This is a genomic window from Chloracidobacterium sp., assembly GCA_016716305.1.
Classification (GTDB): domain Bacteria; phylum Acidobacteriota; class Blastocatellia; order Pyrinomonadales; family Pyrinomonadaceae; genus OLB17.
In genome coordinates this window covers 358,759-383,907 of record JADJWP010000002.1, presented here as the reverse complement: position 1 = coordinate 383,907, position 25,149 = coordinate 358,759, and the positions used below count along the sequence as shown (strand labels likewise).

25 protein-coding genes and 1 tRNA gene are annotated in these 25,149 nt (G+C 52.8%); 18 read left to right on the top strand and 8 right to left on the bottom strand.

Annotation, left to right across the window (positions count from 1 at the left end; genetic code table 11):
• Positions 1–46: 46 nt before the first annotated feature.
• The 13 genes from uppP to IPM28_03570 all read left to right on the top strand — a co-directional run bounded on the left by uppP (position 47) and on the right by IPM28_03570 (position 13,295).
• Positions 47–943, top strand: coding sequence for an undecaprenyl-diphosphatase UppP (gene uppP, locus IPM28_03630; GenBank protein ID MBK9172083.1), 897 nt, complete (start codon positions 47–49; stop codon positions 941–943).
• Between the two features lie 7 nt (positions 944–950).
• Positions 951–2,654 (top strand): single-stranded-DNA-specific exonuclease RecJ, encoded by a 1,704-nt coding sequence (recJ, locus tag IPM28_03625; GenBank protein MBK9172082.1) that lies wholly within the window; start codon positions 951–953, stop codon positions 2,652–2,654.
• 4 nt (positions 2,655–2,658) lie between these two features.
• The gene (lptC, locus tag IPM28_03620; GenBank protein MBK9172081.1) at positions 2,659–5,289 is read left to right on the top strand and encodes an LPS export ABC transporter periplasmic protein LptC; all 2,631 of its coding nucleotides are present in this window, start codon (positions 2,659–2,661) and stop codon (positions 5,287–5,289) included.
• A 24-nt stretch (positions 5,290–5,313) separates the two neighbouring features.
• Positions 5,314–6,084, top strand: a complete 771-nt coding sequence (lptB, locus tag IPM28_03615; GenBank protein ID MBK9172080.1) for an LPS export ABC transporter ATP-binding protein — start codon at positions 5,314–5,316, stop codon at positions 6,082–6,084.
• A gap of 100 nt (positions 6,085–6,184) precedes the next feature.
• The gene (gene rpoN / locus IPM28_03610) at positions 6,185–7,765 is read left to right on the top strand and encodes an RNA polymerase factor sigma-54 (GenBank protein MBK9172079.1); all 1,581 of its coding nucleotides are present in this window, start codon (positions 6,185–6,187) and stop codon (positions 7,763–7,765) included.
• A gap of 48 nt (positions 7,766–7,813) precedes the next feature.
• Entirely contained in the window at positions 7,814–8,344 is a 531-nt protein-coding gene (raiA, locus tag IPM28_03605) for a ribosome-associated translation inhibitor RaiA (protein ID MBK9172078.1), read from the top strand.
• A gap of 5 nt (positions 8,345–8,349) precedes the next feature.
• On the top strand, positions 8,350–9,333 hold the full coding sequence (hprK, locus tag IPM28_03600) for an HPr(Ser) kinase/phosphatase (GenBank protein ID MBK9172077.1): 984 nt from the start codon (positions 8,350–8,352) through the stop codon (positions 9,331–9,333).
• A gap of 7 nt (positions 9,334–9,340) precedes the next feature.
• The gene (gene rapZ / locus IPM28_03595; GenBank protein MBK9172076.1) at positions 9,341–10,237 is read left to right on the top strand and encodes an RNase adapter RapZ; all 897 of its coding nucleotides are present in this window, start codon (positions 9,341–9,343) and stop codon (positions 10,235–10,237) included.
• An 11-nt stretch (positions 10,238–10,248) separates the two neighbouring features.
• Complete coding sequence (locus IPM28_03590; protein ID MBK9172075.1) at positions 10,249–10,662, top strand: PTS sugar transporter subunit IIA; 414 nt, start codon at positions 10,249–10,251, stop codon at positions 10,660–10,662.
• Between the two features lie 4 nt (positions 10,663–10,666).
• Entirely contained in the window at positions 10,667–10,939 is a 273-nt protein-coding gene (locus IPM28_03585; protein ID MBK9172074.1) for an HPr family phosphocarrier protein, read from the top strand.
• A gap of 12 nt (positions 10,940–10,951) precedes the next feature.
• Positions 10,952–11,908: an arginase gene (gene rocF / locus IPM28_03580; protein ID MBK9172073.1), complete on the top strand. Its 957-nt coding sequence runs from the start codon at positions 10,952–10,954 to the stop codon at positions 11,906–11,908.
• Positions 11,909–11,928: 20 nt separating this feature from the next.
• A complete protein-coding gene (locus IPM28_03575) occupies positions 11,929–13,065 on the top strand; it encodes a D-alanine--D-alanine ligase (protein ID MBK9172072.1) in 1,137 nt (378 codons plus the stop codon).
• 20 nt (positions 13,066–13,085) lie between these two features.
• A complete protein-coding gene (locus IPM28_03570) occupies positions 13,086–13,295 on the top strand; it encodes a dodecin domain-containing protein (GenBank protein ID MBK9172071.1) in 210 nt (69 codons plus the stop codon).
• A 3-nt stretch (positions 13,296–13,298) separates the two neighbouring features.
• Here IPM28_03570 and IPM28_03565 read toward each other — a convergent pair whose 3' ends face one another.
• The 5 genes from IPM28_03565 to IPM28_03545 form a co-directional block, all read right to left on the bottom strand.
• Positions 13,299–14,204 (bottom strand): VWA domain-containing protein, encoded by a 906-nt coding sequence (locus tag IPM28_03565; protein MBK9172070.1) that lies wholly within the window; start codon positions 14,202–14,204, stop codon positions 13,299–13,301.
• A 16-nt stretch (positions 14,205–14,220) separates the two neighbouring features.
• The gene (locus IPM28_03560; GenBank protein ID MBK9172069.1) at positions 14,221–14,784 is read right to left on the bottom strand and encodes a hypothetical protein; all 564 of its coding nucleotides are present in this window, start codon (positions 14,782–14,784) and stop codon (positions 14,221–14,223) included.
• A 2-nt stretch (positions 14,785–14,786) separates the two neighbouring features.
• Positions 14,787–15,410: a hypothetical protein gene (locus IPM28_03555; GenBank protein MBK9172068.1), complete on the bottom strand. Its 624-nt coding sequence runs from the start codon at positions 15,408–15,410 to the stop codon at positions 14,787–14,789.
• Positions 15,411–15,482: 72 nt separating this feature from the next.
• Positions 15,483–16,280 (bottom strand): glycosyltransferase family 2 protein, encoded by a 798-nt coding sequence (locus IPM28_03550; GenBank protein ID MBK9172067.1) that lies wholly within the window; start codon positions 16,278–16,280, stop codon positions 15,483–15,485.
• A 99-nt stretch (positions 16,281–16,379) separates the two neighbouring features.
• Complete coding sequence (locus tag IPM28_03545) at positions 16,380–18,197, bottom strand: TolC family protein (protein MBK9172066.1); 1,818 nt, start codon at positions 18,195–18,197, stop codon at positions 16,380–16,382.
• 231 nt (positions 18,198–18,428) lie between these two features.
• On the opposite strand from IPM28_03545, the gene gap reads away from it, so the two are divergent.
• The 5 genes from gap to IPM28_03520 all read left to right on the top strand — a co-directional run bounded on the left by gap (position 18,429) and on the right by IPM28_03520 (position 22,053).
• A complete protein-coding gene (gene gap / locus IPM28_03540; GenBank protein MBK9172065.1) occupies positions 18,429–19,436 on the top strand; it encodes a type I glyceraldehyde-3-phosphate dehydrogenase in 1,008 nt (335 codons plus the stop codon).
• A gap of 83 nt (positions 19,437–19,519) precedes the next feature.
• Positions 19,520–20,737 (top strand): phosphoglycerate kinase, encoded by a 1,218-nt coding sequence (locus IPM28_03535; GenBank protein MBK9172064.1) that lies wholly within the window; start codon positions 19,520–19,522, stop codon positions 20,735–20,737.
• The gene (locus IPM28_03530; GenBank protein MBK9172063.1) at positions 20,738–21,493 is read left to right on the top strand and encodes a triose-phosphate isomerase; all 756 of its coding nucleotides are present in this window, start codon (positions 20,738–20,740) and stop codon (positions 21,491–21,493) included.
• A 47-nt stretch (positions 21,494–21,540) separates the two neighbouring features.
• On the top strand, positions 21,541–21,957 hold the full coding sequence (gene secG / locus IPM28_03525; GenBank protein MBK9172062.1) for a preprotein translocase subunit SecG: 417 nt from the start codon (positions 21,541–21,543) through the stop codon (positions 21,955–21,957).
• 11 nt (positions 21,958–21,968) lie between these two features.
• A tRNA-Leu gene (locus IPM28_03520) sits at positions 21,969–22,053 on the top strand.
• Positions 22,054–22,085: 32 nt separating this feature from the next.
• Here the strand turns inward: IPM28_03520 and argB are convergent.
• Genes argB through IPM28_03505 form a run of 3 tightly spaced genes read right to left on the bottom strand, consistent with a single transcriptional unit; the run spans position 22,086 to position 25,127 of the window.
• Positions 22,086–22,973, bottom strand: a complete 888-nt coding sequence (argB, locus tag IPM28_03515) for an acetylglutamate kinase (protein MBK9172061.1) — start codon at positions 22,971–22,973, stop codon at positions 22,086–22,088.
• Positions 22,970–23,971, bottom strand: a complete 1,002-nt coding sequence (locus IPM28_03510; GenBank protein MBK9172060.1) for an N-acetylornithine carbamoyltransferase — start codon at positions 23,969–23,971, stop codon at positions 22,970–22,972. Before IPM28_03510 ends, argB begins: the two co-directional genes overlap by 4 nt.
• On the bottom strand, positions 23,964–25,127 hold the full coding sequence (locus IPM28_03505; protein MBK9172059.1) for an aspartate aminotransferase family protein: 1,164 nt from the start codon (positions 25,125–25,127) through the stop codon (positions 23,964–23,966). Before IPM28_03505 ends, IPM28_03510 begins: the two co-directional genes overlap by 8 nt.
• Positions 25,128–25,149: the final 22 nt, after the last annotated feature.

The window sequence follows — 25,149 nt, the reverse complement described above, 5'->3', positions numbered from 1 at the left end:
CAGTTTCCCCATTCTTGCCCTTTTTCGCCCACAAAGCGCGGCGTTTATGACATATCTTCAGGCTGTAATTCTAGGAATCGTCCAGGGCCTTACCGAATTCATTCCTATAAGTTCGACCGCTCATTTGGTATTTGCTAGTCGCTGGATCGATCTTTATAACGGGAATCCCGAACAAATCACTGCGACCATGGCGGTCATCCAACTGGGTACGATCGCCGCGGTACTTGTTTATTTCGCCGGTGACATTCTCGGAATTGCAAATGCGTTCATCCGCGACCACTGGGGCGTGTTGACCCGAAAGCGTCCCGTTCGACACTCCGGAACAGGCGGCGTTAGGCCGATCTGGCTATCGGAAGAGGCGTGGCTTGGCTGGCTGATAATAATCGGATCGATCCCGATCGGGATTGTCGGGTTCTGGTTCAAGGAGTACATTGAGGGGCCCGATACCAAAAATCTATGGACCATATCGTTCATGCTGATCGGGATCGCAATTTTGCTTGGAATCGCGGAACTTGTAGGAAGCCAACGAAAAGAACTGAAAAGGCTTGGCGCTTTTGACGCGTTGGTCGTCGGTTTCGCCCAAGTTCTGGCATTGATGCCCGGTGCTAGCCGGTCGGGATCCACGATAATGGGCGGTTTGTTCGCAGGCCAAACACGCGAAACAGCCGCGCGCTTCTCGTTTCTGCTTTCTGTCCCGGCGATCACGGCCGCGGGCCTGCTTCAATTGCGCGAGGCATGGAACATCCTGCCCGAGAACAGCTTCATGCCGCTTTTCGTCGCAACGATCGTTTCCGCCGTTGTCGGCTATCTTTCGATCTGGTTCCTTCTCGCGTTCCTGCGCAAGAATTCAACACTGATCTTCATTGTCTACCGCCTGATACTCGGAACGGTTATCATCGTTCTGCTTTGGCAGGGTGTGCTGAGCCCGCAGATCAACATTTGACCGAAGAATGCTCGAAAAACGATGGGAGATCGCTAAACACGACCATCGGGCTGCCGAGGAACTCGCGGGCCTGATCGGTGTGCGGCCGCTTACGGCTGCGCTTCTGATCGCCCGGGGGTACGATACGGTCGCCGCAGCCGAGAGCTTTCTCAACCCCTCGGAATCCAACTTAAGCGATCCTTCTCTGCTCGCGGGGATCGACACAGCGCTTGAGCGTCTTACGGCCGCGGTCGCGAGCCGGGAGAAGATCTTGATCTGGGGCGATTACGACGTCGATGGAACAACGGGAACGGTCCTGCTGCGAAAGGCCTTAAGGATCCTCGGACTCGATAGCGAATATCACGTACCAAATCGATTTACAGAGGGATATGGACTCAACATCCCTGCAATGGCGGCGGCAAAGCAGCGCGGCTGCTCGCTGGTGATCACCGTAGATTGCGGAATACGCAGCTTTGAACCGCTGGAATGGGCTCGGGACAATGACCTGGACGTGATAGTGACCGACCACCACATTTCTGACCCTGAACGAGGCAATCCGCCGGCGGTCGCCGTGGTCAACCCCAATCAGCCGGGCTGTCCTTATCCGGACAAGGATCTCGCCGGCGTCGGGGTTGCGTACAAGCTGGCGCAGGCATTGCTGCGCGATCATGGCCGTGACGAGGTGGTCCGGTCATTCTTAAAAATAGCTGCAATCGGTACGGTCGCAGACGTAATGCGGCTGAGCGGCGAAAATCGATCCATCGTGGCACTCGGGCTTCGAGATATTACCGCGACGACGAATTTCGGCCTTCGTGCTTTGATGGAGGCGGCCGGATGCCGATCCGACATGACCAGCTACGATATCGGATTTCGGATCGCTCCCCGGATCAATGCGGCAGGGCGAATGGACGTCGCAAATCATGTTATCGAATTATTCGAGGCTGGGTCGTTTGGAGAGGCAAGAAAGATCGCCGAACTCCTCGACAAAAAGAACCGCGAGCGCCAAACAATTCAGCAATTGATAACGGAGAAGGCGATCGAACAATCAGAGAGCAACGGTAACCTCGGATTCATCGTCGTTGCAGGCGAAGGCTGGCATCGCGGTGTGATCGGCCTTGCAGCCTCACGGATCGCCGAAAGGCTTCACCGGCCATCGATCGTTCTTTCGACCGAGAACGGCATTGCTCACGGGAGTGCACGAAGCATTCCGAACTTTCACCTTCTCGATGCATTGTCCTCCTGCGGCGATCTGTTCGATCAATACGGCGGCCATGCCGCTGCGGCCGGAATGAAAATGAGCGCGGAGAACATCGACGAGCTTCGAGATCGATTGAACGTTTACGCCGAGAATGCGATCTCGGTCGAAGATCGTACGCCGGCTTTGCGGATCGATGCGAGGGTCGCGTCACAAAGCCTTTCTTTGGAACTTCTTGACGAGATAGCGAAGCTTGAACCGTTCGGCGCAGGCAACCCGAAGCCAATTTTTTTGACCGATGGGCTCGAGATAAGGTTCGACCCAACGGTGATGAAGGACAAACACCTCAAACTCTATCTGATCGACAGCGGGGGGAGGCGATTTGAAGCCGTCTGGTGGGATGGCGTTGAGCGATCAATCGGGCGAACGCTGACACCCGGAACTCGCATCCAACTCGCTTACACCCCTGAAGCCAATAAATGGCAGGGAAATACCAGGCTCCAACTTGTCGTGGAAGACATCAGAGAACATAATTGAACGGATGACATCGGTAACGCCCGGCAAAGAAAAGGATTACTCGGTTCGCGCCAGGCTGCCGCTTTATTTCCGTTCAGCGGCGGTCATTCTTGTCGGTGTGATCGTGGTCGTCATAGCCATCGCGTTCTATCGCAACACCGGTAGTGCCGAGTTTCGAATGAAAAGCCTTCCGGCTTCGCTTTCAAAAGACGTCGTCGCCACGGTAGATGCATACGAACGCAAAGAGGTCGACGGCGACATTCTGCGCTATTACGTCAAGGCCGATAAAGCTACGACCTTTTCAGATCAACATCAGGAACTTGAAGGGGTATTGATAGAGGTTTTCAATGCGACGGGCATCGGCTCCGAAAAGATCACTTCGCAAAAGGCGATATACATACCCGGAGATAACAAGGATTTCACCGCGTTCTTCGCCGGCGATGTTGCGATCGAAACCCGCGATGCTCTAAAGGTAAACACGGAACAATTGAAATATGAGCGAGCCGCTGAAACCGCGACCGCAGAAGAATTCGTGAAGTTTGAACGCGGCGGCATCAAGGGAACCTCGATCGGTGCGAGCGTCAACGCGGGTGCCAAGAGCATCACGCTCGCAAAGGACGTGAGCATTGAGATAAACGCCGATCCCGCCGATGTCGCACGCAATTCGGCGACAAAGATCAAGACGGGCTCGGCCATTTACGATCAGGTCAGCGAGACGATAAAGATGAACGGTGGGGTAAATATCGTCTCTACCGAGCAGTCAGCGGCCGGGCGAAAAACGGTCGAGATCACTTCAGCTGACGGGGTCGTCAGATTGACAAAGATCGAGGCCTCGACCCACGACCTGCTGTCGGCCGAGCTATTCCGCGACGTTGGCATTACTGTGGTCGAAACTGGCAGCCAGACGACGAAGATCTCCTCCGGTTATGCAAAATACGATCGGCTCCCGGATCGCTTTGACCTCAGTGAGAACGTGAACATCGTAACGGCCGAAGGTGAGCAGCCGACCACCATCCGCGCAAACAACGCGGTTTACGAGCGTACCGCCGGCAAGCTTGCGTTGAACGGCGGTGCCGAGATCGTTCAGGGTGCTGAGATCGTCAAAGGCGAGACAATAAATGCGCTGTTGAGCAAAAGCGGCAGCTTAAAAAGCGCTGTCGTCCGACAAAATGCTTATTTGAAACAGACGCAGCCGGAACGGATACTTGAGATCAGCGGCAATGAGGTCAATGCCGAATTTGAAGCGAACGGCCAGATAAAGAATGCATCGAGTGTCGGAGGGTCGACGGTCAAGATGAGTCCGACTACGGCGGGGCAATTCACTTTGCTGACGTTGTCGGCTCAACGCTCGATAAAAGCGTTCTTTAAGTCGGCTGGATCTTTAGGCGAAATATTGACGGAGGGGCGCACTACCATTGTATTGACCGCTCCGAATAACGGTGTGGATTCCGCAGACAAAAAGGTTGTCGCCGATACCGTCAAAACCGAATTTGCGGCTGACGGCAAAAACATGAAGACGGCGTCTGCAGTTGGCAGTGCTGAGTTGATCGTGACCCCGCATACCGCCGGCGAGCGAAATTATCTTACGACCATCAACGCGCCGCGTTTTGATTGCGAGTTCTTTCCGACAGGGAACAATGTCCGATCATGCATTGCGTCGGTCAGTGCCCGGGCCTTACGAAAACCTACGGTTGCCAGGCCTGGGGTCGGCGATCAGATCATCACGGCTGACAGTCTTGCCGCCGCTTTCGATCAGGGGTCTAACGACGTCTCGTCAATGACTGCAATTGGAAAGGCGAAGTTCTCAGAGCTTGACCGAACTGCGTCGTCCGGACGATTCGAATACTCGGCATCGGAAGGAATGCTCAGACTCCGTGGAAATGATCCGACGGCATGGGATTCGCGTGCACGTGGAAAAGCAAAAGAGATCGATTGGGACACCAAGAATCAAAGATCAGAATTAAGAGGGGGCGTCAGTACCACTTACTACAGCCAAACTCAGACAAGAGGTGCAACGCCGTTTTCACAATCGGGAAAACCGGTTTTCATAACAGCGGCGAACGCGTCGATCGATCATCGATCGGAGGTCGCAGTGTACAAAGGCAATGCCCGAGCCTGGCAGGACGATAACTACGTGCGAGCAAACACGTTAACGATCAAACAGGTCGAAGGTGAACTTTTTGGTGAAGGGGCCGTCCAGAGTCTGTTATATGATACGAAACCGTCAGCAGATGCCAAGGCTGCTAAATCGCCGGTCTATGTCGCTTCCGACAGGATCATTTATAAACGAGACGGGCGTCTACTGCGGTACGAGAGCAATGTAGACATTCGGCAGGGCAGCGATCGGATCACCGGTGCTATCGCGAATATTTTCCTGGATGAAAGTAATGAGATCACGCGTACAGATCTCGAAGGCAGCGTCATTATCAATCAGCCCGGCCGAAAGGCGACCGGTGATTTTGCCCAGTACATAGCGGCGGATGACAAATTCGTGATCCGCGGCAACCCCGCCCGCATCGATGATGCAAAGGCCGGGGCGACGCAAGGAACCGAAGTTACGATGTTCGTCAAAGACAATCGTGTCATCGGCGTCGGCGGTTCTCAGCGCGATCCGTCAGGAAGGCTGCGATCGGTCTATAAAGTCAAAACCAATTGAACCGGATATCAGGTGGATCAGGAAATCAGTCCAAAGAATTCTCCCGCGAACGGCAACGGCAGTCGGCCCGCCGATAATGCTCTTATCGCTGATGGCTTGAGAAAGACCTACGGGCGACGCCTTGTTGTGGATGATGTTAGATTGTCGGTACAAGAAGGTGAGATAGTCGGGCTATTGGGAGCTAACGGCGCCGGAAAGACAACGACCTTCTATATGATCGTCGGGCTCGAGCGATCCGAGCACGGAAGGATCATTTTGAACGGTAAAGATGTTACGCATTTGCCGATGTACCTTCGGGCACGGCTCGGACTCGGATATCTTCCGCAAGAGGCCTCGATCTTTCGAAAACTCACGACCGAACAGAATATTCTCGCCGTGTTGGAAACGCTTCCGATCTCGCGTCACGTCCGATTCGAAAGGCTCGAAGAACTGTTGGAAGAATTCGGCCTCGAGCATGTCCGCAAGACTCGCGGCGATGCGCTTTCGGGCGGTGAGCGCCGGCGGACCGAGATCGCACGGTGTCTCGCGACCGAGCCCAAGTATATCCTTTTGGACGAGCCGTTCGCCGGGATCGATCCGCTGGCGATCGATGATATTCGCGATATAATCACGTACCTCAAGCAGCAAGGCATCGGCATCCTGATCACCGATCATAACGTTCGCGAAACGCTCGGGATCACTGACCGTGCATACATAATGGCGGAGGGCAGGCTCCTCAAGAGCGGTGTCCCAACAGAGCTCGTTGAAGACGCCGACGTCCGCCGTCTTTACTTAGGCGAACGGTTCACATTGTGAGCCGCCTGGTTTCCTCTTTTTCGCATAAAACGTATAATTTGGTTATCGAATGTATGGCTCGGTTCTTTTATCCGGCTGTGATCGATCTCCTCTCTAAGCTATGTCAACGTTAAGGCTATCTGCCCAATTGCAGCAAAAAATGGTCCTCACGCCGCAATTGCGACAGCGGATCGAAATGCTGCAGATGACATCGCTTGAATTGAACGAGCTGATCGAACAGGAGCTTGTCGCGAACCCTGTACTTGAAGAAGTACAGCCGGGCGATGAGGTACAGGAGATCTCTGACAACATACTCGATCAGAATGCCGAGGGCTTCGACTCCTTCTCTGACGGATCTTCGATCAGCGACATCGTCCGCTCCGGACAGGAATTCCCCGATGATGCCGAGAACGCTGAGTTTTATCTGCCCGATGTTCAAAACGAAAACGGAAGCGATGAACTTCGATCGCTTGATATTGAACAGCGAGATGACCCGGCCGTCGACCGCTCGGATTCGTTCGAAGAGATCGATTATGGCAGGGAATTTCAAGATTACCTCGATCCCGGATATAAGACGCAGGAGATCGAATATAAAGACGACGCACCGAGCTTTGAGCAGTTTCTATCTCACACACCTTCTTTAAGCGAGCATCTTGAATGGCAGCTCGGGATGCTTCAGATCCCCGAAGATGTAAGGCGGGCGGCGATCAGCATCATTGGGAATTTGGACGAGGACGGACGTCTCAAAGCGAGTCTGGATGACATCGCGGCCATGTCCGACTGCACGATCGAGACCGCTGAGGCCGCTCGCCAGGAGGTCCTCGCACTCGAGCCGGTCGGATGTGGTGCATTTGACGTTAAAGAATGTCTTTACGCGCAGTTATACGCCGACGGAGAGGGTCAAAGCCTGGCCGCAGAACTCATTCGCGAACACCTTGAAGATCTGCAGCCGCATCGGCTCCAGCACCTCGCAAAAGCCACTGGTCGGGACCTGCACGAACTGGATGATGAGATCAAGAAGATCCGCGTGCTGGACCCGTATCCCGGGCGTCGATATTCCAGCGACGAAGCGGTATTTGTCGCTCCGGAAGTCTATATCGAGAAGATCGACGACGAATACCTCATTTACTTCACCGATGACGGCAGTCCGCGGCTTCGGATAAGCCAGACGTATCATCAGCTCCTCGATCAGAACGATACGTCAAAAGAAGCCAAGGATTTTATCAAGGAAAAGGTCCGCTCAGCAGTTGACCTGCTACGCAATATCGAACACCGGCGTCAGACCATATATCGGGTTGTTGAGTGTATCGTTGACCGTCAAAAGGAGTTTCTGGACAAGGGCGTTGAGTATATTCGGCCGATGATGTTAAAGGACGTTGCCGAAGACATTGGAATGCATCTTTCGACGATATCGAGGGTCGTCAACCGAAAGTATGCTCACACGCCGCAAGGTGTGATCGAGCTCCGCCGGTTCTTCAGCGAAGGAATGATGAACGAAGACGGTGAAGAGGTATCGACCCGTATTCTGAAACTGCGGATCAAAAAGCTAGTTGAAGAGGAGAATACGAAGAAACCCCTCACCGACGAACAAATCGTAAAAATACTAAGCAAAGAAGGTGTTAAGCTTTCAAGACGGACTGTCGCAAAATATCGCGACCAAATGAACATACCGGGCTCTCGCGAGCGGAGAACAGTAATTTAGCCGGAATTGTTCCGGCCTATCTATCCTATCGATAGACCACTATCTAATATGAAATACGAATACACAGGACGTCATATCGAGGTGACCGAGGCTTTACGTGCTCACGTTGAGGAGCAATTCAACAAGATTGACCACCTCTTCAAGGGCAAACCCGCAAAGGCTCACGTGATCATCGAGGTCGAGCGTGGGCGGCATCGTTCGGAGATCATCGTCAAGTGGCGAAATGAGGTGCTGACGGCCGAGACCAACAATTCCGACATGTATCTTTCGCTCTCGCAGACTATCGCCAAGATCGAAAAGCAAGCACTCAAGCTTAAGAACAAGGTGATCGATAAGTCGCATAAAGCAAAAAAGATGGGGTCGATCACAGGCCGCGTCGCCGAGGTGTCGCCGACGCCTAACTCGCCGCGTATCATTCGTACACGGCGTTATTCCGTTAAACCGATGACCGCAGAAGAGGCGATATTGGAACTCGATGCCCAAGACAACACGTTTTTGGTTTTCAGAAATGCAGAAAATGAACGGACGTCTGTGATCTATTCACGAAAAGACGGTAATTACGGGCTAATTGAACCGTGATGCGTATGAACGATACTCCGCCGGCTTCGCAAAAAAGGCTCTCAATACGTCATTTGGTCGAACGTGCCCCCGACGAACTTGCGTTTGTCATTCTTGCCGGAACCAACGGCTGCGACGCGCGTTATCTTACTTCGGAGCGGGTTCAGAAGCTCGGACTCGCGCTGGCCGGATTCCCCGATTACATCCATTCGGGAAGGATCCAAATGATCGGCAAGAGTGAGGTCGCTTTTCTTAGTACGATGGATCCGAAAGGACGACGAAGGGCACTGGCGAATCTATCGCCCGACCTGATCGCCTGTATCCTGGTGACAAAAGGTATCAGCCCGCCCGCGGAATTGATCGAATTTTGCCAATCGAACGACCTGCCATTGTTGTCGACCTCAGCAATAAGTTCGCGGGCGATCGGCCTGACGACGGAACTTCTACAAGAGGAGCTCGCCCCTGAGAAAACAAGTCATGGCGTTTTGATGGAGATGTTCGGCCTCGGTGTTCTCATTGTCGGCGATTCCGGCATCGGCAAATCCGAAAGTGCGTTGGATCTGGTATCAAGAAAACATCGGCTTGTCGCAGATGATGCTGTTCGGATCAAACGTGTCGGCAAACGATTGGTAGGTTCGGCGCCGGAGCTAACAGCCGGTCACCTCGAAATACACGGCCTGGGCATCGTTGATGTGCGAGAGCTTTTTGGGAGTACTTCGGTATGCGGGCCGACGGCGATAGAATTGTGTATAGAATTGAAAAAATGGGAAGACGTTGAAACGATCGAACGTATCGGCCTCGATATGGATGAAACGGTCGTTTTTGACGTCGCCCTCCCTAAATTTGTTTTGCCGGTCAGGCCAGGGCGAAATCTTTCGACCCTGCTTGAGACCGCAGTAAGGGTCTTTTTGCTTCGTCGAAACGGTTCGGACGCAGCTCAAAGACTGATCGACGCACATTCCGAAATGCTGAACGCCGGGAACGCGACCGTGACCCGAGCAATGGGCTAACGCATATATGTCATCCAGCCAGATCGCGCATCCGTCCGATTCGAGGCTCGTCATCATTACCGGTTTAAGCGGTTCCGGTATGAGTTCGGCGACAAATGCGTTCGAAGATCTCGGGTATTTCTGTGTCGACAATCTACCCATTACGCTGCTTTCTACATTTGCGCGATTATTGTCGCCCTCCGTCGAAGACATTGCCGCGATAAACAAAGCAGCGCTCGTGATCAATATCCGGGAGCGGCAGTTTTTGGCCGAATTTCCATCAGAGGTCAAGAAGCTGGCCAAACGCGATATCGAACCCTTCGTTGTCTTTTTCGAAGCATCGGACGATGTTCTTCGGCGGCGATTCTCTGAGACGCGTCGGCCACACCCCGCCGACTCGGGCAAGGGGCTCCTTGCCGCGATCAAATCGGAAAAAAAGGCGATGAAGGTCATCCGGTCGATGGCCGATCTGATCATCGACACTTCGGATCATACAGTTCACACACTGCGGCGGTCGATCATTCAACGCTTTAGTCATGCCGGCGAAGCCGGGCCATTGAAAGTACAGATCCTTAGTTTCGGACATAAGTACGGCAACCCGCATGATGTGGACATTCTATTTGATGTCCGGCATCTACCGAATCCGTTTTTCGATCTAAAGCTTCGCGACAAGACGGGCGAGGATCCGGCGATCGTGCGATACCTGAAGAAAAGCGACGACGTTCGGGAGACCATCGATAGGTTTGCTGACCTACTCGAATATCTTTTGCCTTTCTATAGGCATGAAGGCAAATCCTATCTGACGATCGGCGTTGGATGCACTGGCGGAAAGCACCGTTCGGTGATGGTCGCAAATGAGTTGCGAAAGCGATTGAAGAAGTCGGGTTACGAACTTTCGGTGGTTCATCGTGATATGCAAAAATAGGACGTGGACTTATGAAGAGGATCGGTGGTGTTATCGTGTCACATGGCCAAGTGGCAACAGAATTACTTGCTGCAGCCGAAACCGTTGTTGGCGATCTTGGGCACCTGACGGCAGTTTCAATCGGGTGGCATGACGATGTCGAAGCTGCCAAGGACGAGATCGAGCGCGCCATAAAGCAGGTTTCCGAAGGAGCAGGCGTTTTGATCATGACGGATATGTTCGGAGGGACCCCGACGAACATTTCTGCAATGTTCCTGAAAGAGGGCGAGGTAGAGATCGTTACCGGCGTCAATCTTCCGATGGTCATAAAACTGGCATCGTACAATAAGGAAGCTACGCTCTCTGATGTAGCGAAGATCGTCGAAGAACAGGGCCGTCAAGCGATCTACCGGACCGGAGCATTGTTGGAACCGCATAAGGCCTGACCCGATGATCGAGGGCACCGTTAAAATAGTCAATCCGCTCGGCCTGCATGCTCGGGCCGCAGCTCAGTTGGTAAGGCTCGCCGGCACCTTTGAAAGTCGGATCATCATCGCGCGGACGGATGAAGGCATTTTCGCAGATGCGAAATCGATCTTGAGCGTGCTGACGCTGGCAGCTGCATTCGGTTCGACCCTTGAATTAAAGGTCGAGGGCGCCGATGCCGTTACTGCATATGACGCGGTCAGAGCCCTCTTCGAGAACGGATTTGGGGAAATTTAGGTAGATTGTCTTATGTCTTTTATCGAGCAACCGGGTTTGGGGAAAAAAGTGGCGATCGTAGGCGTGCCGCTAGGTTTTGGCGCCGGCCAGACTGGCAGCGAACTTGGGGTAGATGCAATGAGGCTTTCGCGGATCCGCGGAAGATACCTGCATGAACATATAGCCGACCTCGGCTACGAGATCATTGATACCGGTGACGTTGAGATCACCAAACCTCAGAAGCCGGCATCGCCTTCGGAGAACCCGAAATACGTCGCCGAAATGTCGAGTTCATCTATGGCCGCTGCGGCAGCGGTGAAGGCGTCTTTGGAGAACGATGCGATCCCGGTCATTCTCGGCGGCGACCACAGTATCGCTATTGGCACGTTCTCGGGCCTAGCATCGGCAAGTCGTGCCGGCGGCAATGATCTGGGGCTTATCTGGTTCGATGCGCATGCCGACATAAACACGCCCGAATCCTCAGGAACGGGCAATATTCATGGGATGCCGCTCGCCGTCCTGTTGGGCGAAGGAGTGCCTGAACTCACGGATATCGAGGGCTTTAAACCGAAACTAAAGCCTGAATACTTTGCACATATTGGAGCTCGGGACCTCGATTCGGGCGAACGCCGCCGCGTGCACGAACATGGCCTCAGAGACCACTTCTTCACAATGAGCGACATCGACGAGCGCGGCATGCTTGCTTGTGTGACCGATGCGATCAATATCGCTTCAAAGGCCAGCGGCGGATTTGCCGTGACATTCGATGTCGACATGATCGACCCGCGATTCGCTCCGGGGTCCGGAACGCTTGTGCGTGGCGGAACGACCTATCGGGAGGCTCACCTTGCTCTTGAATTGATCGCCAAACACGGCGGGATGCGCTCTTTCGAGATAGTCGAGGTCAACCCGCTTCTTGATCAATCGAACATCACGGTCGAACTGGCTTGCGAGCTAATACTTTCCGCACTCGGTAAGACCATCCTCTGATAATTGGATAAATTGTGTCTATGAAAAAGGTTGTAGGTTTGGTATTCGGCGGGCGCTCGGGCGAACACGATGTTTCGATCCGGTCGGCGAAGGCCGTCATCGAAACGATCGATCCGAATAAATATGACGTTATCCCGATCGGGGTGACGCGCGATGGGCATTGGCTTAATCCGATAGATTCGGCCGGGCTTTTTCCTGAGGAGACCACCGAACGGCTCAGGGCAATACTTCAGCCGTTCGAGGGGGCAAACCTTGTCATGGTCGGCGATCCCCGCTTCAAGGGCTTGACTGAGATCGGACGGGCCGATTTTGAAAGCATCAAGATCGATGTCTTCTTTCCGGTGTTGCACGGGACGTTTGGCGAAGACGGCACGATCCAGGGGCTTTTTGAAATGGCTGGCGTTCCCTATGTTGGCTGCGGCGTCCTTGCCTCATCATGTGGAATGGATAAAGCGGTCATGAAATCGCTATTTCGGGATGCCGGATTACCGATCTGCAAATACACGTGGTTTTTAAGGCGTGAATGGGAAAACGACCGTGAAAGGGTCCTTCATCGCTTGTCAGAGAACTTTGGCCTACCGTGTTTCGTCAAACCCGCGAATCTAGGGTCATCGGTCGGCATTTCGCCCGCTGACGATCTTGAAAGTCTCGCTTCCGCGATCGACCATGCGGCGGTCTTTGATCATAAGATAATTGTCGAAGAAGCATTAAAAATGCGCGAGATCGAATGTGCTGTCCTCGGAAATGACGAACCTGAGGCGAGCCGTCCAGGCGAGTATATAATCCGTAATAAGGAAAAGGCCTTTTTGGATTACACAGAGAAATATTCAGGCACGGGGAACAACGAATTCGTCGTTCCCGCGCCGGTCTCCGGGGAACTTGAAGCCAAGATCAAAGAAATGGCGATCAAGGCGTACAAAGCGATAAATGGATCGGGGTTGGCTCGGGTCGATTTCTTCCTGCGACAGGACAACGGCGTATTGCTTGTCAACGAAATAAACACGATGCCTGGCTTAACCGACGCATCGGGATTTCCGAAAATGTGGGAGGGAAGCGGCGTTGCATTCCGTGAAGTGATCGACAGGCTGATCGAGCTTGCATTCGAGCGGTATGCCGACCGCGCCCGCAACCTGACCTCTTTGGCGGACAAAGCTTAACGATCAAAAGGAGGGACAAAATGACAGTAGCAAAGAATATCGAGATAACATCATCTTCAACGGTAAGTTTCGAAGACGCGGTGAAAACCGGTATCGCCCGAGCTTCGAAAACGATAGAGCATATCAAAGGTGCGTGGATAAAAGATCAGAAGGTGAATATCGAGTCGGGTTCGATCACAGAATATCGGGTCACGATGATATTGACGTTCGTGCTCGCAGACGATGATTAGCAGTCATTTTATCTTGATAGCGTGATAGCCCTTACGAGTGCGGATCGTCAGGTTTGGCCGGGCGACTCGTAGTTCGATCGAGCGCCATTTCCCGTCCTTGTTCTCGTTCTTCGGCGAATATCCGATCGTATAAACAACGCCAAGCTCGTCGACGATCTTTTCGAAAGCTTCACGTAAGGCCGTCCCGGCAGGTGTCGCAACAAACGTCCCGCCCGACCTTTCCGCGAAGTGTTTAAGGGTCTCCCGATTCATTCCGCCGCTGCCGGATCGCCCATCCACGGGTGTCATGTCAACCGTATAGAGGACCGCGTTTGCGGCCAGTGCGGCCTTTAGCGCCCGATCGGCCGACCGCCCGCTTTGCGTATCGGCGCCGTCTGAGAGGACGATGATCGCACGACGCTTTTCGGGTCGGTTCGCAAGCTTTTCGGCTGCGACATAGATCGCATCGTTCAGAACGGTCATTCCGTCTGATCTCAGATCGTAGATCTTTTCGGATACGTCGCGGCTGTTTGAAAAATCCTGTACAAGGGACACTTTCGAATCAAACCGGTAGATCGCGACGGCGTCGCTGTAGCGGATGCCGTCCAGGAACCTGATCGCCGCTGCACGGGCCAGGCTGACATTTCGGCCCATACTGCCCGATGTGTCGAGCAAAATGACAGCGGCAAAGGGTGTCTCTTCTGCGGCAAAATACGAGATATCCTGTGGAATGCCATTTTCGAGTACCGAAAACTGACGCTGCAGGAGTCCGCTTACATGGCGGCCGTTTGAGTCCGTGATCGCAGCATTCAACACAACTAATGTTGAATCGACCTCCAAGACATCATCTTCATCTGTTTGGCCGAGGACAACAACGGGGAGTGTGAATATCGCTGCGATCAGGAACAACGATCGGACTGCGGCTTGCATAGTGGCGTCAAGTGTACTACTTGTGAAGTCGAAGAAATCTAGCCAATCGTATAACGGTATTGGAACTCTGGATCGCGATAGCGGAGATCGTGAATCGCGACGTCTTCTTAAGTTCGTCAAACAACTTTACCGTAGAATTCTTAAGAAAGCTGATCGCGTCTTTAGTTGATGCAGGCTTTTCCTCGGCATCGTCAACAAGCCGAGAGTCCGTTACACCATCGGAGTCGCCGCCAAGGTCTTTACGGATCTTTTCAACCAATTCTTCGAGATCTTCCAGTTTCTTGCGTTCGGCGGGCGTGAGGGACTCATTTTTTGCGTACGCTTCGTCTAACTCGGACGCTATGGAAAGTGCGGTCTCGCCGCGTTTTAGCATTTCCTCGTGTTCGCGCTTCAACTTTGCCGACCGCTGCTTTTGAAGCATTTCCTGCATGTTGTTTGGCAACTCAATGCGGCCGCTGTTACGACTCGGGAACGGATTTTCCGCAGAACTCGACTGAGCAAACAGATCATTGGACATAAAGACACAGACCGTAAAATTCAACACGGCCAAAAAAAGCGTCTTTCGAGCAATGGATTCCATTCCTATTCCTGATCTATGGTCTGCGGCTCGTCAAGAGATCGGCCAGTGACGGCCTCGACGAGCTTCGTCAAAAATTCCTCTTCAGCAAGGCCCGAACTCCTAACTGTCACCCATTCCGTCGTCAAACCGGTGCCTGACCGGCCCTCGACCTTTGCGTTGACAGAAACATTATTCTTAACGCCATCGATCGATTGAACTTCGATGGTCAGACTGTACTGTCCTCTCGACCAGGCAGTATCAGCAAATTCGAGAATGCCGTATCTCTTCAGCTCGGCCGTTGCGATCGTTGGCCCCTTACCAAACACGAACGGTTGAGTGATGATGATGCCATCATTCAGCCTGGACGACGGTTCGTCAATAACGATCTTCTTTTCGCGTAGGACCTGCTGTATCATTTCGACGAGAACATCGCGTCTCGCGTTCAGTTGATAAGGGTTCGCAAGTCGTTCACGCGTCTGTGTCTTTCCCTTGCCCCAGTCGAACGATCGGGTGACATCTGTTTCGCGTGACGTAGTTTTGTTCGTATCGTCTTTGATCTTCTGGGTTTGGGTGTCGATACCTTTTTGCGCAGAAACGCCGGCCGAAACAAGGACCATCAAAATGGACGAAGCTATTAGGGCTTTCATAATTATCACGATCGACAAGGGCCTTTTAAAATATAACGCAAAAACAGGAATGTACGAAAGGTTTGATGTTGTTTAATCCTGTTTGGTTGTCGGAGGGGACATTTGTCCGCCATTCTTTGCGCTGGTTTGAAGTTCCCATAGCAAAAGATGCTTCAGAAACGCGTGATATGCGCCAAACCTGGCGATGCAGAACCCAGGAAGGCCATCGAGGAAACCAAGTCGCAAAATGAATGATCTAAGAAACGCTGCGGGGCCGACAAAAGCGACCTTCAGCGGTGTGGTTCTCCGACCCGAATTAAACATCTGTTGAGCCGAAAGTGGAGCGTAGCGTTCGCCGATCATCTTGTGATGATGGGCTGCATTATCTACGCTGAAATGCTCGATATCGCCGTCAAGATCTGAAGTCGCTGAACCTGAAACCATAACGACCGATTCATGGATCAACTGCTTTTTCCAGCTTGCTTTTCTCCGATCAAAAAAACGTAGTTGACGATCCGGATACCAACCGCTGTGTCGGATCGGTCTTCCCATATAGTAAGAAAGCCGTCGAACTCGATACCCGTCGGCGATGTCATTCGATCGTTCGAGTTCGAGGATCTCGTCCCTTAGACGTGGCGTCATTCTTTCGTCAGCGTCAAGGCTGAATATCCAGTCGTTCTCAGCGGCGTCGGTTGCGAACTGTTTTTGCTCGGCAAAGCCTGGCCAAGGCCTCACGATAACCTTGGCGCCGAGTCTTCCGGCGATCTCGCGGGTCTGATCGGTACTTTCGGAATCGACCACGAGGACCTCGTCCGCCCAATCGACGGAGCGGATCGCGGACTCGATGTTCTTTTCCTCGTTAAAGGAAATTATTACCGCTGAGATCTTCACCGGCTCGATTGTCGCAAAGTTATTGAAAAACTAAAAGCGTCTCGAACGAGACGCTTTTATTCTCCGGCGGATGTAGTTCGGATCAGATCAGAAGGCAGATCATCTATCGATCGGTGACTGCACGTCGATATTGTTCACACGGAATGTCGTGGATGTTGCCTTTTGAAGATCCGCGAGGGCCTTATTGTAGTCAGTCTCGGCACGGATCTCTGCATTTCGCGCATTGGTCAGGGCGTTTTCCCGCTGAAATAGCAAGAAGGTCGTTGATCGGCCTGAGTCGAACAGCCGCCTCTCGCCGTCTGCCTGGATCTGCGCATTCTCACGGGCTCGTCTTGCCGTTAAAACACGCTGGCGGGCGGTCTCGACCGCCTGTACGGCGTTTCTTACCTCGACGATCACCGTTTGCTCTTGAGCCCGCAACTGTGTTGAGATCTGACTTTTCTGGATCTCGGCCCCGGCAAGGTTGGCCTTTGCCGTACGATTCCTGAATGGAAACGAGATCGTAACGCCGACCGAAAAATTCGGAGCATCGCTTCTGAACGTATTCGCCAGCGAGCGCCCGAATCCACCAAAGAGAAATGACGGCTGGGCCGGCACGAAAACGGGCGGATTGACAACCTGCGGCAGGCCGGGAAGATTCAAGATCGCGCGTGTTTCATTCTCGCGAGCAAGTAAAAAGATGTCCTGCTGCGATGTCAAAAGTGTTGTCGTGAACGCAGAATTCGTGCCGCCTTGCGATAAGCCATCCAACGAAAATGTCGTATTCAGGTCTATCTGCGGCTTGGTCTGATTCCTGAAATAGTCAATATCGATGTCGTTGATGTCTTTTGCGAGCTTGAGACGACGAAGCTCATAACGGTTGTCCATGGCATCTTTGACAGCATCGTCAAGACTGATCGGATCGGTGCTGAAGGCAGGGCGATCGGTCGGCACAAACGTCTGCGACCATTCAGCTGCTGTCACGTCACGAAGCAACAGCTGTTTCAACTGATTCTCAACGATCGATACCTGCTGTGTCGCTATCAGCAGGTCGCCTTCACGGTTTGCAAGTTCGGTCTCGACCTCTGCCTTTGAAAGTGGCGCCGCGGCTCCTGCCGCGATCCGTGCATCTACCTGGCGCAGACTTTCGCGGGTTAATTCGAGATTCGCCAGGCGATTCTGCTGATCTCGTAATGCGAATACCAGATCCCAATATGCTCGCTGGACCTGTGCGATGGTCTCTATCGTCTGCCGCCTGAAATCGGCGTCGGTCTGTTCGAGCCGGCGCCTGGCGATCTTCAAATTGCGGCGTGTGCTGTCCGTCTTGAGATTTCGGAATAATGGCTGGGTATAACGGATACCGTAGCTAGACGTATATATGCTCGATCCGGACGAGACCAATTGACCGGAGCTTACCTGCGCCTGAGCAAATGCGTTCTCGGTCCTGGAAGTGTTGAAGAAAGCAGAGAAATTTCCACCGGTGCCAAGCTGCTGAAGCAAATTTGAATTGATGTTGAAATCGTTAGTGGCGCTTGATCCGGTAGTTGAATTTCTCGTGTAGGTAGGCGTCACTGAAAATACCGGATCATAGAATCCCTGGATCGAACGGATCTGTGTTTCCTGAAATCTCACGTCGTCACGAGTCAGTTCGATGTTGTTGTTGTTCTCCAATGCTTTGCGAATCGCGTCATCGAGCGTCAACGGCAGGGTCGTTCCGGTCTGAACACCAACTCTCGCGAGGTTCGTTCGCCCCGTGTCAAAGCTTATGCCCCGGCCATCACCGAGTGTCGGAACAGGATCATCAACGGCAGACGTCAGCTTTGCCGGCGATGGAACAACCTTTGCGACCTGCTGATCCTGTGCATCGGCCGTGACAGCCGCAGTAGCAAATAAACAGACGGCAAGAAAATTGATTCGTTTACGACGAGAAATGGTCATTTACGGTTTGCTCCGGTTTTAGGTCAATGCGGTGGTTTCACCGCGTAAAACTCAATCGCTTACTACGAGGCCGTAATTCGTATTGTTTCAACAATTTTGGGACGAATGGGGCGGAAAATACCCTCATCCGATACGATTCGGGTGTCTTTTGAACTTTGGTGTGATTTAGGTTATCTTCAGAGTTTTACTAACTCTTTAATACGACCGCATCGGAGGAGGAACCGTTAAACAATGGGCATCAAAGTTGGCATCAATGGTTTTGGAAGGATCGGCAGAAACGTTCTCAGAACCTGTTTGGGTGATAAAGACATCGATTTTGTGGCAGTAAACGACCTTACTGACACGAAAACCCTCGCGCACCTTCTGAAATACGACTCGATAATGGGCAATCTCGATAATGAGATCTCTGCCGAAGGCGACCTGATCACGGTCGATGGAGATTCATTCAAGGTCTTCTCCGAAAAGGACCCGGCACTGATCGATTGGGAATCGGTAGGAGCGGAGATCGTCATCGAATCGACCGGACGGTTTACAAAAGCTGAAGACGCGTCGAAACATCTGCGGGGAACTGTTAAAAAGGTCATTATTTCCGCACCTGCAAAAGGCGAAGACGTGACAATTGTTCTGGGTGTCAATGAGGACATGTATGACGCTGCCAATCACCACATAATTTCCAATGCTTCGTGCACGACGAACTGTCTCGCACCGGTCGCAAAGGTCATCCATGAAAAGTTCGGGATCAAGAACGCTCTGATGAATACGATCCACAGCTACACGAATGACCAACAACTTTTGGATCTGCCTCATAAGGACCTCCGGAGGGCGCGTGCAGCCGCGATGTCAATGATCCCAACTTCGACCGGAGCAGCAAAGGCCGTTGCCCTCGTTATACCTGAGTTGAAAGGCAAATTCGACGGTATTTCAGTCCGCGTCCCGACGCCGAACGTTTCGCTCGTTGACGTTGTCATGAACGTTGAAAAGGAAACAACGACGGAAGAAGTGAATCAGGTGTTGAAAGACGCCGCAAATGAAGAGATGAAGGGGATTCTGGCATTTTCTGAAGAACCGCTCGTTTCCATCGATTTTCGCGGCAATCCGAATTCCTCGATCGTTGACGCCGAGAACACGAAGGTCATCGGCGGAACCGCGATCAAGATCCTTTCATGGTATGACAACGAATGGGGCTATTCCTGCCGCGTCCGCGATCTCGTGAAATTCATTGCATCGAAGGGAATATGAGCCAGAGACGCACTGCCGCTGATGCCGCATGCTAAAACGAATTGCGGACACGAAGCTTGGACTGGTAGTTTGTTTGATCTTTTATGCAGAAGAAAAGTATTGGGGATGTTGAGCTTAAGGATAAAACTGTCTTCATCCGCGTGGATTTCAATGTGCCGATCAAGGATGGGAAAATTGAGGATGACACTCGAATTCGAGGCGCTGTTCCGACAATAGAATTCGCTCGCGGCCAGGGAGCCAGGATAATCCTGGCCTCGCATCTCGGGCGGCCCCTGAAAGATCAGAAGAAGGCCGAAGAAAAAGGTCTACCGTTCAACAAAGCTAAATACTCACTTCGCCCGGTGGCTGGGGCATTATCCGAACTGCTAACAACGACCGTGAAGTTCGAGGGTGACGAACTCGCCGATCAGATCGCAGAGCTGAATGCCGGCGAAGTCTTGATGCTTGAAAATCTGCGGCTTAACAGCGGAGAAGAGAAGAACGACCCTGTATTTGCACGATCGCTGGCCGAGGGGATCGATGTCTACGTCAATGATGCGTTCGGTACCGCCCACCGGGCACATGCCTCTACCGAGGGAATCACGCACTATGTCGAGACTTGTGTTGCGGGCCTCTTGATGGAGAAGGAACTCGAATTTCTCGGTAAGGCATTGAACGATCCAGAACGCCCGTTCGTTGCGATCCTCGGCGGGGCGAAAGTTTCAGACAAGATCCCGGTTATACAATCGCTGATCGAACGAAAGGTCGACAAACTACTTATCGGCGGTGCGATGGCTTACACATTCTTCAAGGCCCAGGGGTTTACGGTAGGAAAGTCGCTGGTCGAAGATGACATGATGCCGAAGGCCCTTGAGATCGAAGCGAGAGCAAGAGATGCCGGCGTCGAACTTTTGCTGCCGACCGATCATCAGGTCGTCGATTCGTACGACCCGATCAATTCGCGGAAGGCAATCCAGATCGAATTCACGAACGCCGGACTAGTTGGCCTCGATATTGGCCCGGACACGGCGGCGTTGTTCGCACACGCGCTTCAGGGTGCCAGAACGATCGTTTGGAATGGCCCGATGGGGATGTTCGAGGAGAAGCCGTTTGACGAGGGTACGATCGCTATCGCGAATGCTGTCGCCGAGGCAACTGATAAAGGAGCAACGTCGATAGTCGGCGGCGGCGATTCGGTCGCGGCGGTCAATCAGGCCGGACTCGCTGACAAGATCTCGCATATTTCGACCGGCGGCGGTGCGACGCTTGAATTTCTTGCCGGCGATGTCTTACCCGGCGTTGCCGCATTGGATGACAAGTAAATGAGAAAACCGGTAATTGCGGGAAACTGGAAAATGTATAAGCTTCTCGGCGAAGCGGTCGAAACTGCGCTTGCTTTGAAGCCGCTGGTCGCCAATGCGAATCATTGCGAAGTGATCATCGCACCTGTCTTCACTGCACTAAAAACGGTTTCAGATCGCCTCGAGGGATCGAACATTTCGGTTGCCGGACAGGACTGCGCCGTAGAGAACCAATTTGGCGCACTCACCGGTGAGATAGCACCGGTCATGCTAAAGGACGTCGGGTGTTCGCACGTTATCATCGGACACAGCGAGCGTCGCCAATTTTACGGCGAAACCGATGAATCTGTAAACGCAAAGACAAAAGCGGCGATATCTGCGGACCTGAAACCGATAGTCTGTGTCGGTGAGCGTCTCGATGAAAGGGAAGCCGGGCAGGCCGAGGCGATCGTAGAACACCAAATAGTCGCAGCACTTGATGGTTTGACAGCAAAAGACGCGGAAAGTATCATTATCGCTTACGAGCCTGTTTGGGCGATCGGTACGGGTAAAACCGCCTCGCCGGAACAGGCTCAAGAAATGCACCGTCATATTCGCACGGTTCTCTCTTCATCGCATGGCGAAGTCGTTGCGGCTTCAGTGAGAATACTGTACGGTGGATCGGTCAAACCCGAAAATATTGCGGAGTTGATGTCGCAAACGGACATCGACGGTGCTCTTGTTGGCGGGGCAAGTCTTGACCATCAAAGCTTCTCGAGGATCGTGAATTATCGATAAGTTGCTGGGAAGACGAGAGATCTAAGATCATCAGGTAGGACACTAGATTGCTTTATATACTTTACGGACTATTTTTTATAGCGTGCCTCGTACTTGTGGCAACGGTCTTGCTCCAGCCCGGGAAGACTGACGCCGGTGCTTTGTTTACAAGTAATGTTTCGAGTGCTGCGTTTGGTCCTCGTGGAACTGCGTCGATCCTTTCAAAGATAACGATCGTCGCGGCCTCGGTGTTCATGGTCTCAGCGTTTTTGATCTCGATGCCGGCTTTGCAGGGGAACGTTTCGGTGCTTCAGACTGTCACTGATACGACGACCGATCCCGGACCGGCCGTTGTCGATTCGAACTCAAACTCAGTTCCGACCGAACCGAACGCCCAGAACGCCGAATCGGCTCCGGCATCGAATCAGCAGGATTTGAACGCGACGCCGGCAAACAATGCGGGGAATTCGCCGGCGAATAATTAGATCTTTCAATTGCTGAGGTGGCGTAATTGGTAGCCGCGCACGTTTGAGGGGCGTGTGGAGCAATCCGTGCGGGTTCGAGTCCCGCCCTCAGCACCAAGTTTTCTGGTTGATCATTGAACAATTGTTTTCTATTTGCAGATCATCGTTCCCGATCCTTCGTCGGTAAACACCTCTGCCAGTAGTGCATTTTTCGCAGTGCCGCTTATCACGTGTGCAGATCCGACGCCTCTCGATAGTAGCGACGTCAGGCTTTGCAGTTTCGGGATCATTCCACCGGTAGCCTTACCGCTTTTCATCATTTTTATTGCGCCGATCGTTGTCAAGCGATCGATCTTTGTCGCAGGATCAGTAGGGTCGGTATAGATACCGTCGACATCAGAAAGCAGGATCAGTTTTTCGGCTTTCATGCTAACGGCGATCTCGGCCGCGATCGTATCTGCGTTGATATTGAAGACCTTCCCCTCATCGTCAGCTCCGAGCGACGAGATCACGGGCAAATAGCCGCCTTCGAGCAAGAGATCGAGCAGATGCGTATCGATCTCTACGATGTCGCCGACATTGCCAAAGTCGATCGATTCAATTTCGCCGGTCTGTTTGTTCAACATGTTCTTGGGCGGCCTTCGGACAGCTTTAATTACCCCACCGTCGACACCGGAAAGCCCGACAGCATCGACCCCTCGCCGCCGTAACTGAGATAGGATCTCCGTATTTATCTTGCCGCGAAAGATCATTTTCGCAAGATCGAGTGTATCGTCGTCCGTCACGCGCCGGCCTTCGACCACCGTCTGAACAACCCCGAGTTTTTGAGCAAGCTCGCTAAGCTGTTTTCCGCCGCCGTGAATTACGCAGATGCGGATGCCGACTTGGTGGAGCAGGGCGATCTCCTCGGCAAGCGAAGCGAGATTTTCTTTGTCCTCGGTTACCTTCCCTGAGAATTTGACCACGAACGTCTTTCCCTGAAATCGCTGGATATAGGGAAGAGCCTCGCGAAGCAGGTCTAAGGTCTCAATGTTCATTTAAGCATCTCCGTCAAGATCGCCTTCTGAATATGAAGGCGATTTTCGGCCTCGTCGATAATGACTGAATCTGGAGAGTCGATAACTGCGTCGGAAACTATCACATTTCTCCTGACAGGAAGACAGTGCATGAATTTCGCTCGATTCGTCCGTGACATTTTCGCTTCGTCGACCATCCATTGCCCGCGGTACAACGAGCGCTCGCTGATTTCCCGCTCCAGATCGCCGTAGTGGTTCTTACTGCCCCAACTCTTTGCATACACAACGTCAACTTCATCGAATCCGCTCGTTTCGTTGTTCGTTAAACTGACTGTTCCCCCGTTTGACTGAGCCTCGGATCGTATCTGAGCCATCAATGCATCGTCCAGTTCATAACCTTCAGGACAGGCGATCGTCAGCTCGTGCCCGAATTGGGCCGCCGCAAGGGCAAAACTGTTCGGAACGGCCATTGGCAGAGCCTTTGGGTGCCAGGCCCATGTCAACAGGACCTTTCTACCACCGACCCCGAGATTTTCACGAATCGTCATCATGTCCGCCATCGCCTGACAGGGATGGTGCATTGATGACTCAAGATTGATGATCGGTACGGTAGAGTATCGAGCAAATGCATTAAGTACGGGGTCGGTCCTTTCGACATTCCAGTCTCTCAACTCGGCGAATGTCCTTACGCCGATGGCCGAAACATATCGCCCAAGCACGCGGACGAACTCTTTCAAGTGTTCGGTCTTGTCGCCGTCCATGACCACGCTTTCTCGATGCTCGAGCGTCCACGATGTAGACCCGGGCTCCAAGATCACCGCATTACCGCCGAGTTCATAAATGCCGACCTGCATCGATGCACGCGTTCGAAGCGACGGATTAAAGAATACGAGTGCGATAGAACGGCCTGAAAGGGGCTTGCTGTCCGAATCTCGTCTTTCCTTGAACCCGACGGCATTTTCGACCAAATACTCGAGCGATGCCCGATCAAGGCCGGATGTGCTTAAGAAACTATCCATAGATAACTCCAAGAAACCGGTCGATCTCATCGTGCGTCGTGCAAAGTGGGGCAAGAATTCTCAGTACATGCGGATCGCTTGATGTACCCGTTAATATCTTGTTCTCGAACAGAAGTTGATGCATTGCCTTGCATGGCCGATCTAACTCGACCCCAAGTAAACACCCCTTCCCTCGAAGGCGGACGACCGACTCATGACCTCGCAGCGCATCGAGCAGCTGTTGTTCGATGCGTGCCGCATTCGCTATCAGGTCGTCATTTTCGATCGCCTCAAGCGTCGCCAGGACCGCGGCCATTGCGATCATGCCGCCGCCGAAGGTCGTCCCAAGATCATTGATCTGGAGATTGTCTGAGATCGATTCGCGCACCAAGCAGGCTCCGACCGGTACCCCGCTTCCGAGCGACTTTGCGAGTGTCAGAACGTCAGGAACGACGCCGCCCGCAAGTTCACTACCTGAAAAGAACCATCTGCCTGTTCGACCAAGCCCTGTTTGCACCTCGTCGAAGATCAGCATCGCGCCGTGTTCGTCGCACAACCGCCTGAGTGCCGCGAAGAATTCCGGCTTCGCCTCGGAAACGCCCGCCATCGACTGGATCGGTTCGATGATGACTGCGGCCGTTTCGTTATCGATGACGGCCTGAACGCTTTCGACAATCCCGAATTCGGCTTCAATATGGAAGGGAACATTCGGTTTCCCGATCTCGCGGTACTTGCCGAGAAATGACGCCGAGATCGAGTCGGCAGTACGTCCATGAAAGCCCCCTGAAAATGACACGATCTTTTCTCTTCCAGTCGTCATGCGAGCCATTCGCATTGCGTTTTCGTTGGCTTCTGTCCCGGAATTACAGAAAAACACCTTGTTCAGTTCATCTGGCGCTACAGAGACAAGTTTCTCTGCGGCACGACCACGTACCTCGGAGTAGACAAGATTTGAATAGAATATGACCTTGTCGGCCTGATCTTTAATGGCTTGAACTACATGCGGATGCGAATGTCCGGTCGCACAGACTGCGTGCCCGCCGTAAAGATCGAGGTATTCTTCACCATCGTTGGTCCAGATCCGCGAACCCGATCCGCGAGCGACCGAGATACCCATTTTTTGATACGTTTCGACCTGGTATAGATCTTCCGTACGCTGTATTTCTTGAAATCGCATCGGTTATCGGATAATTGATGTA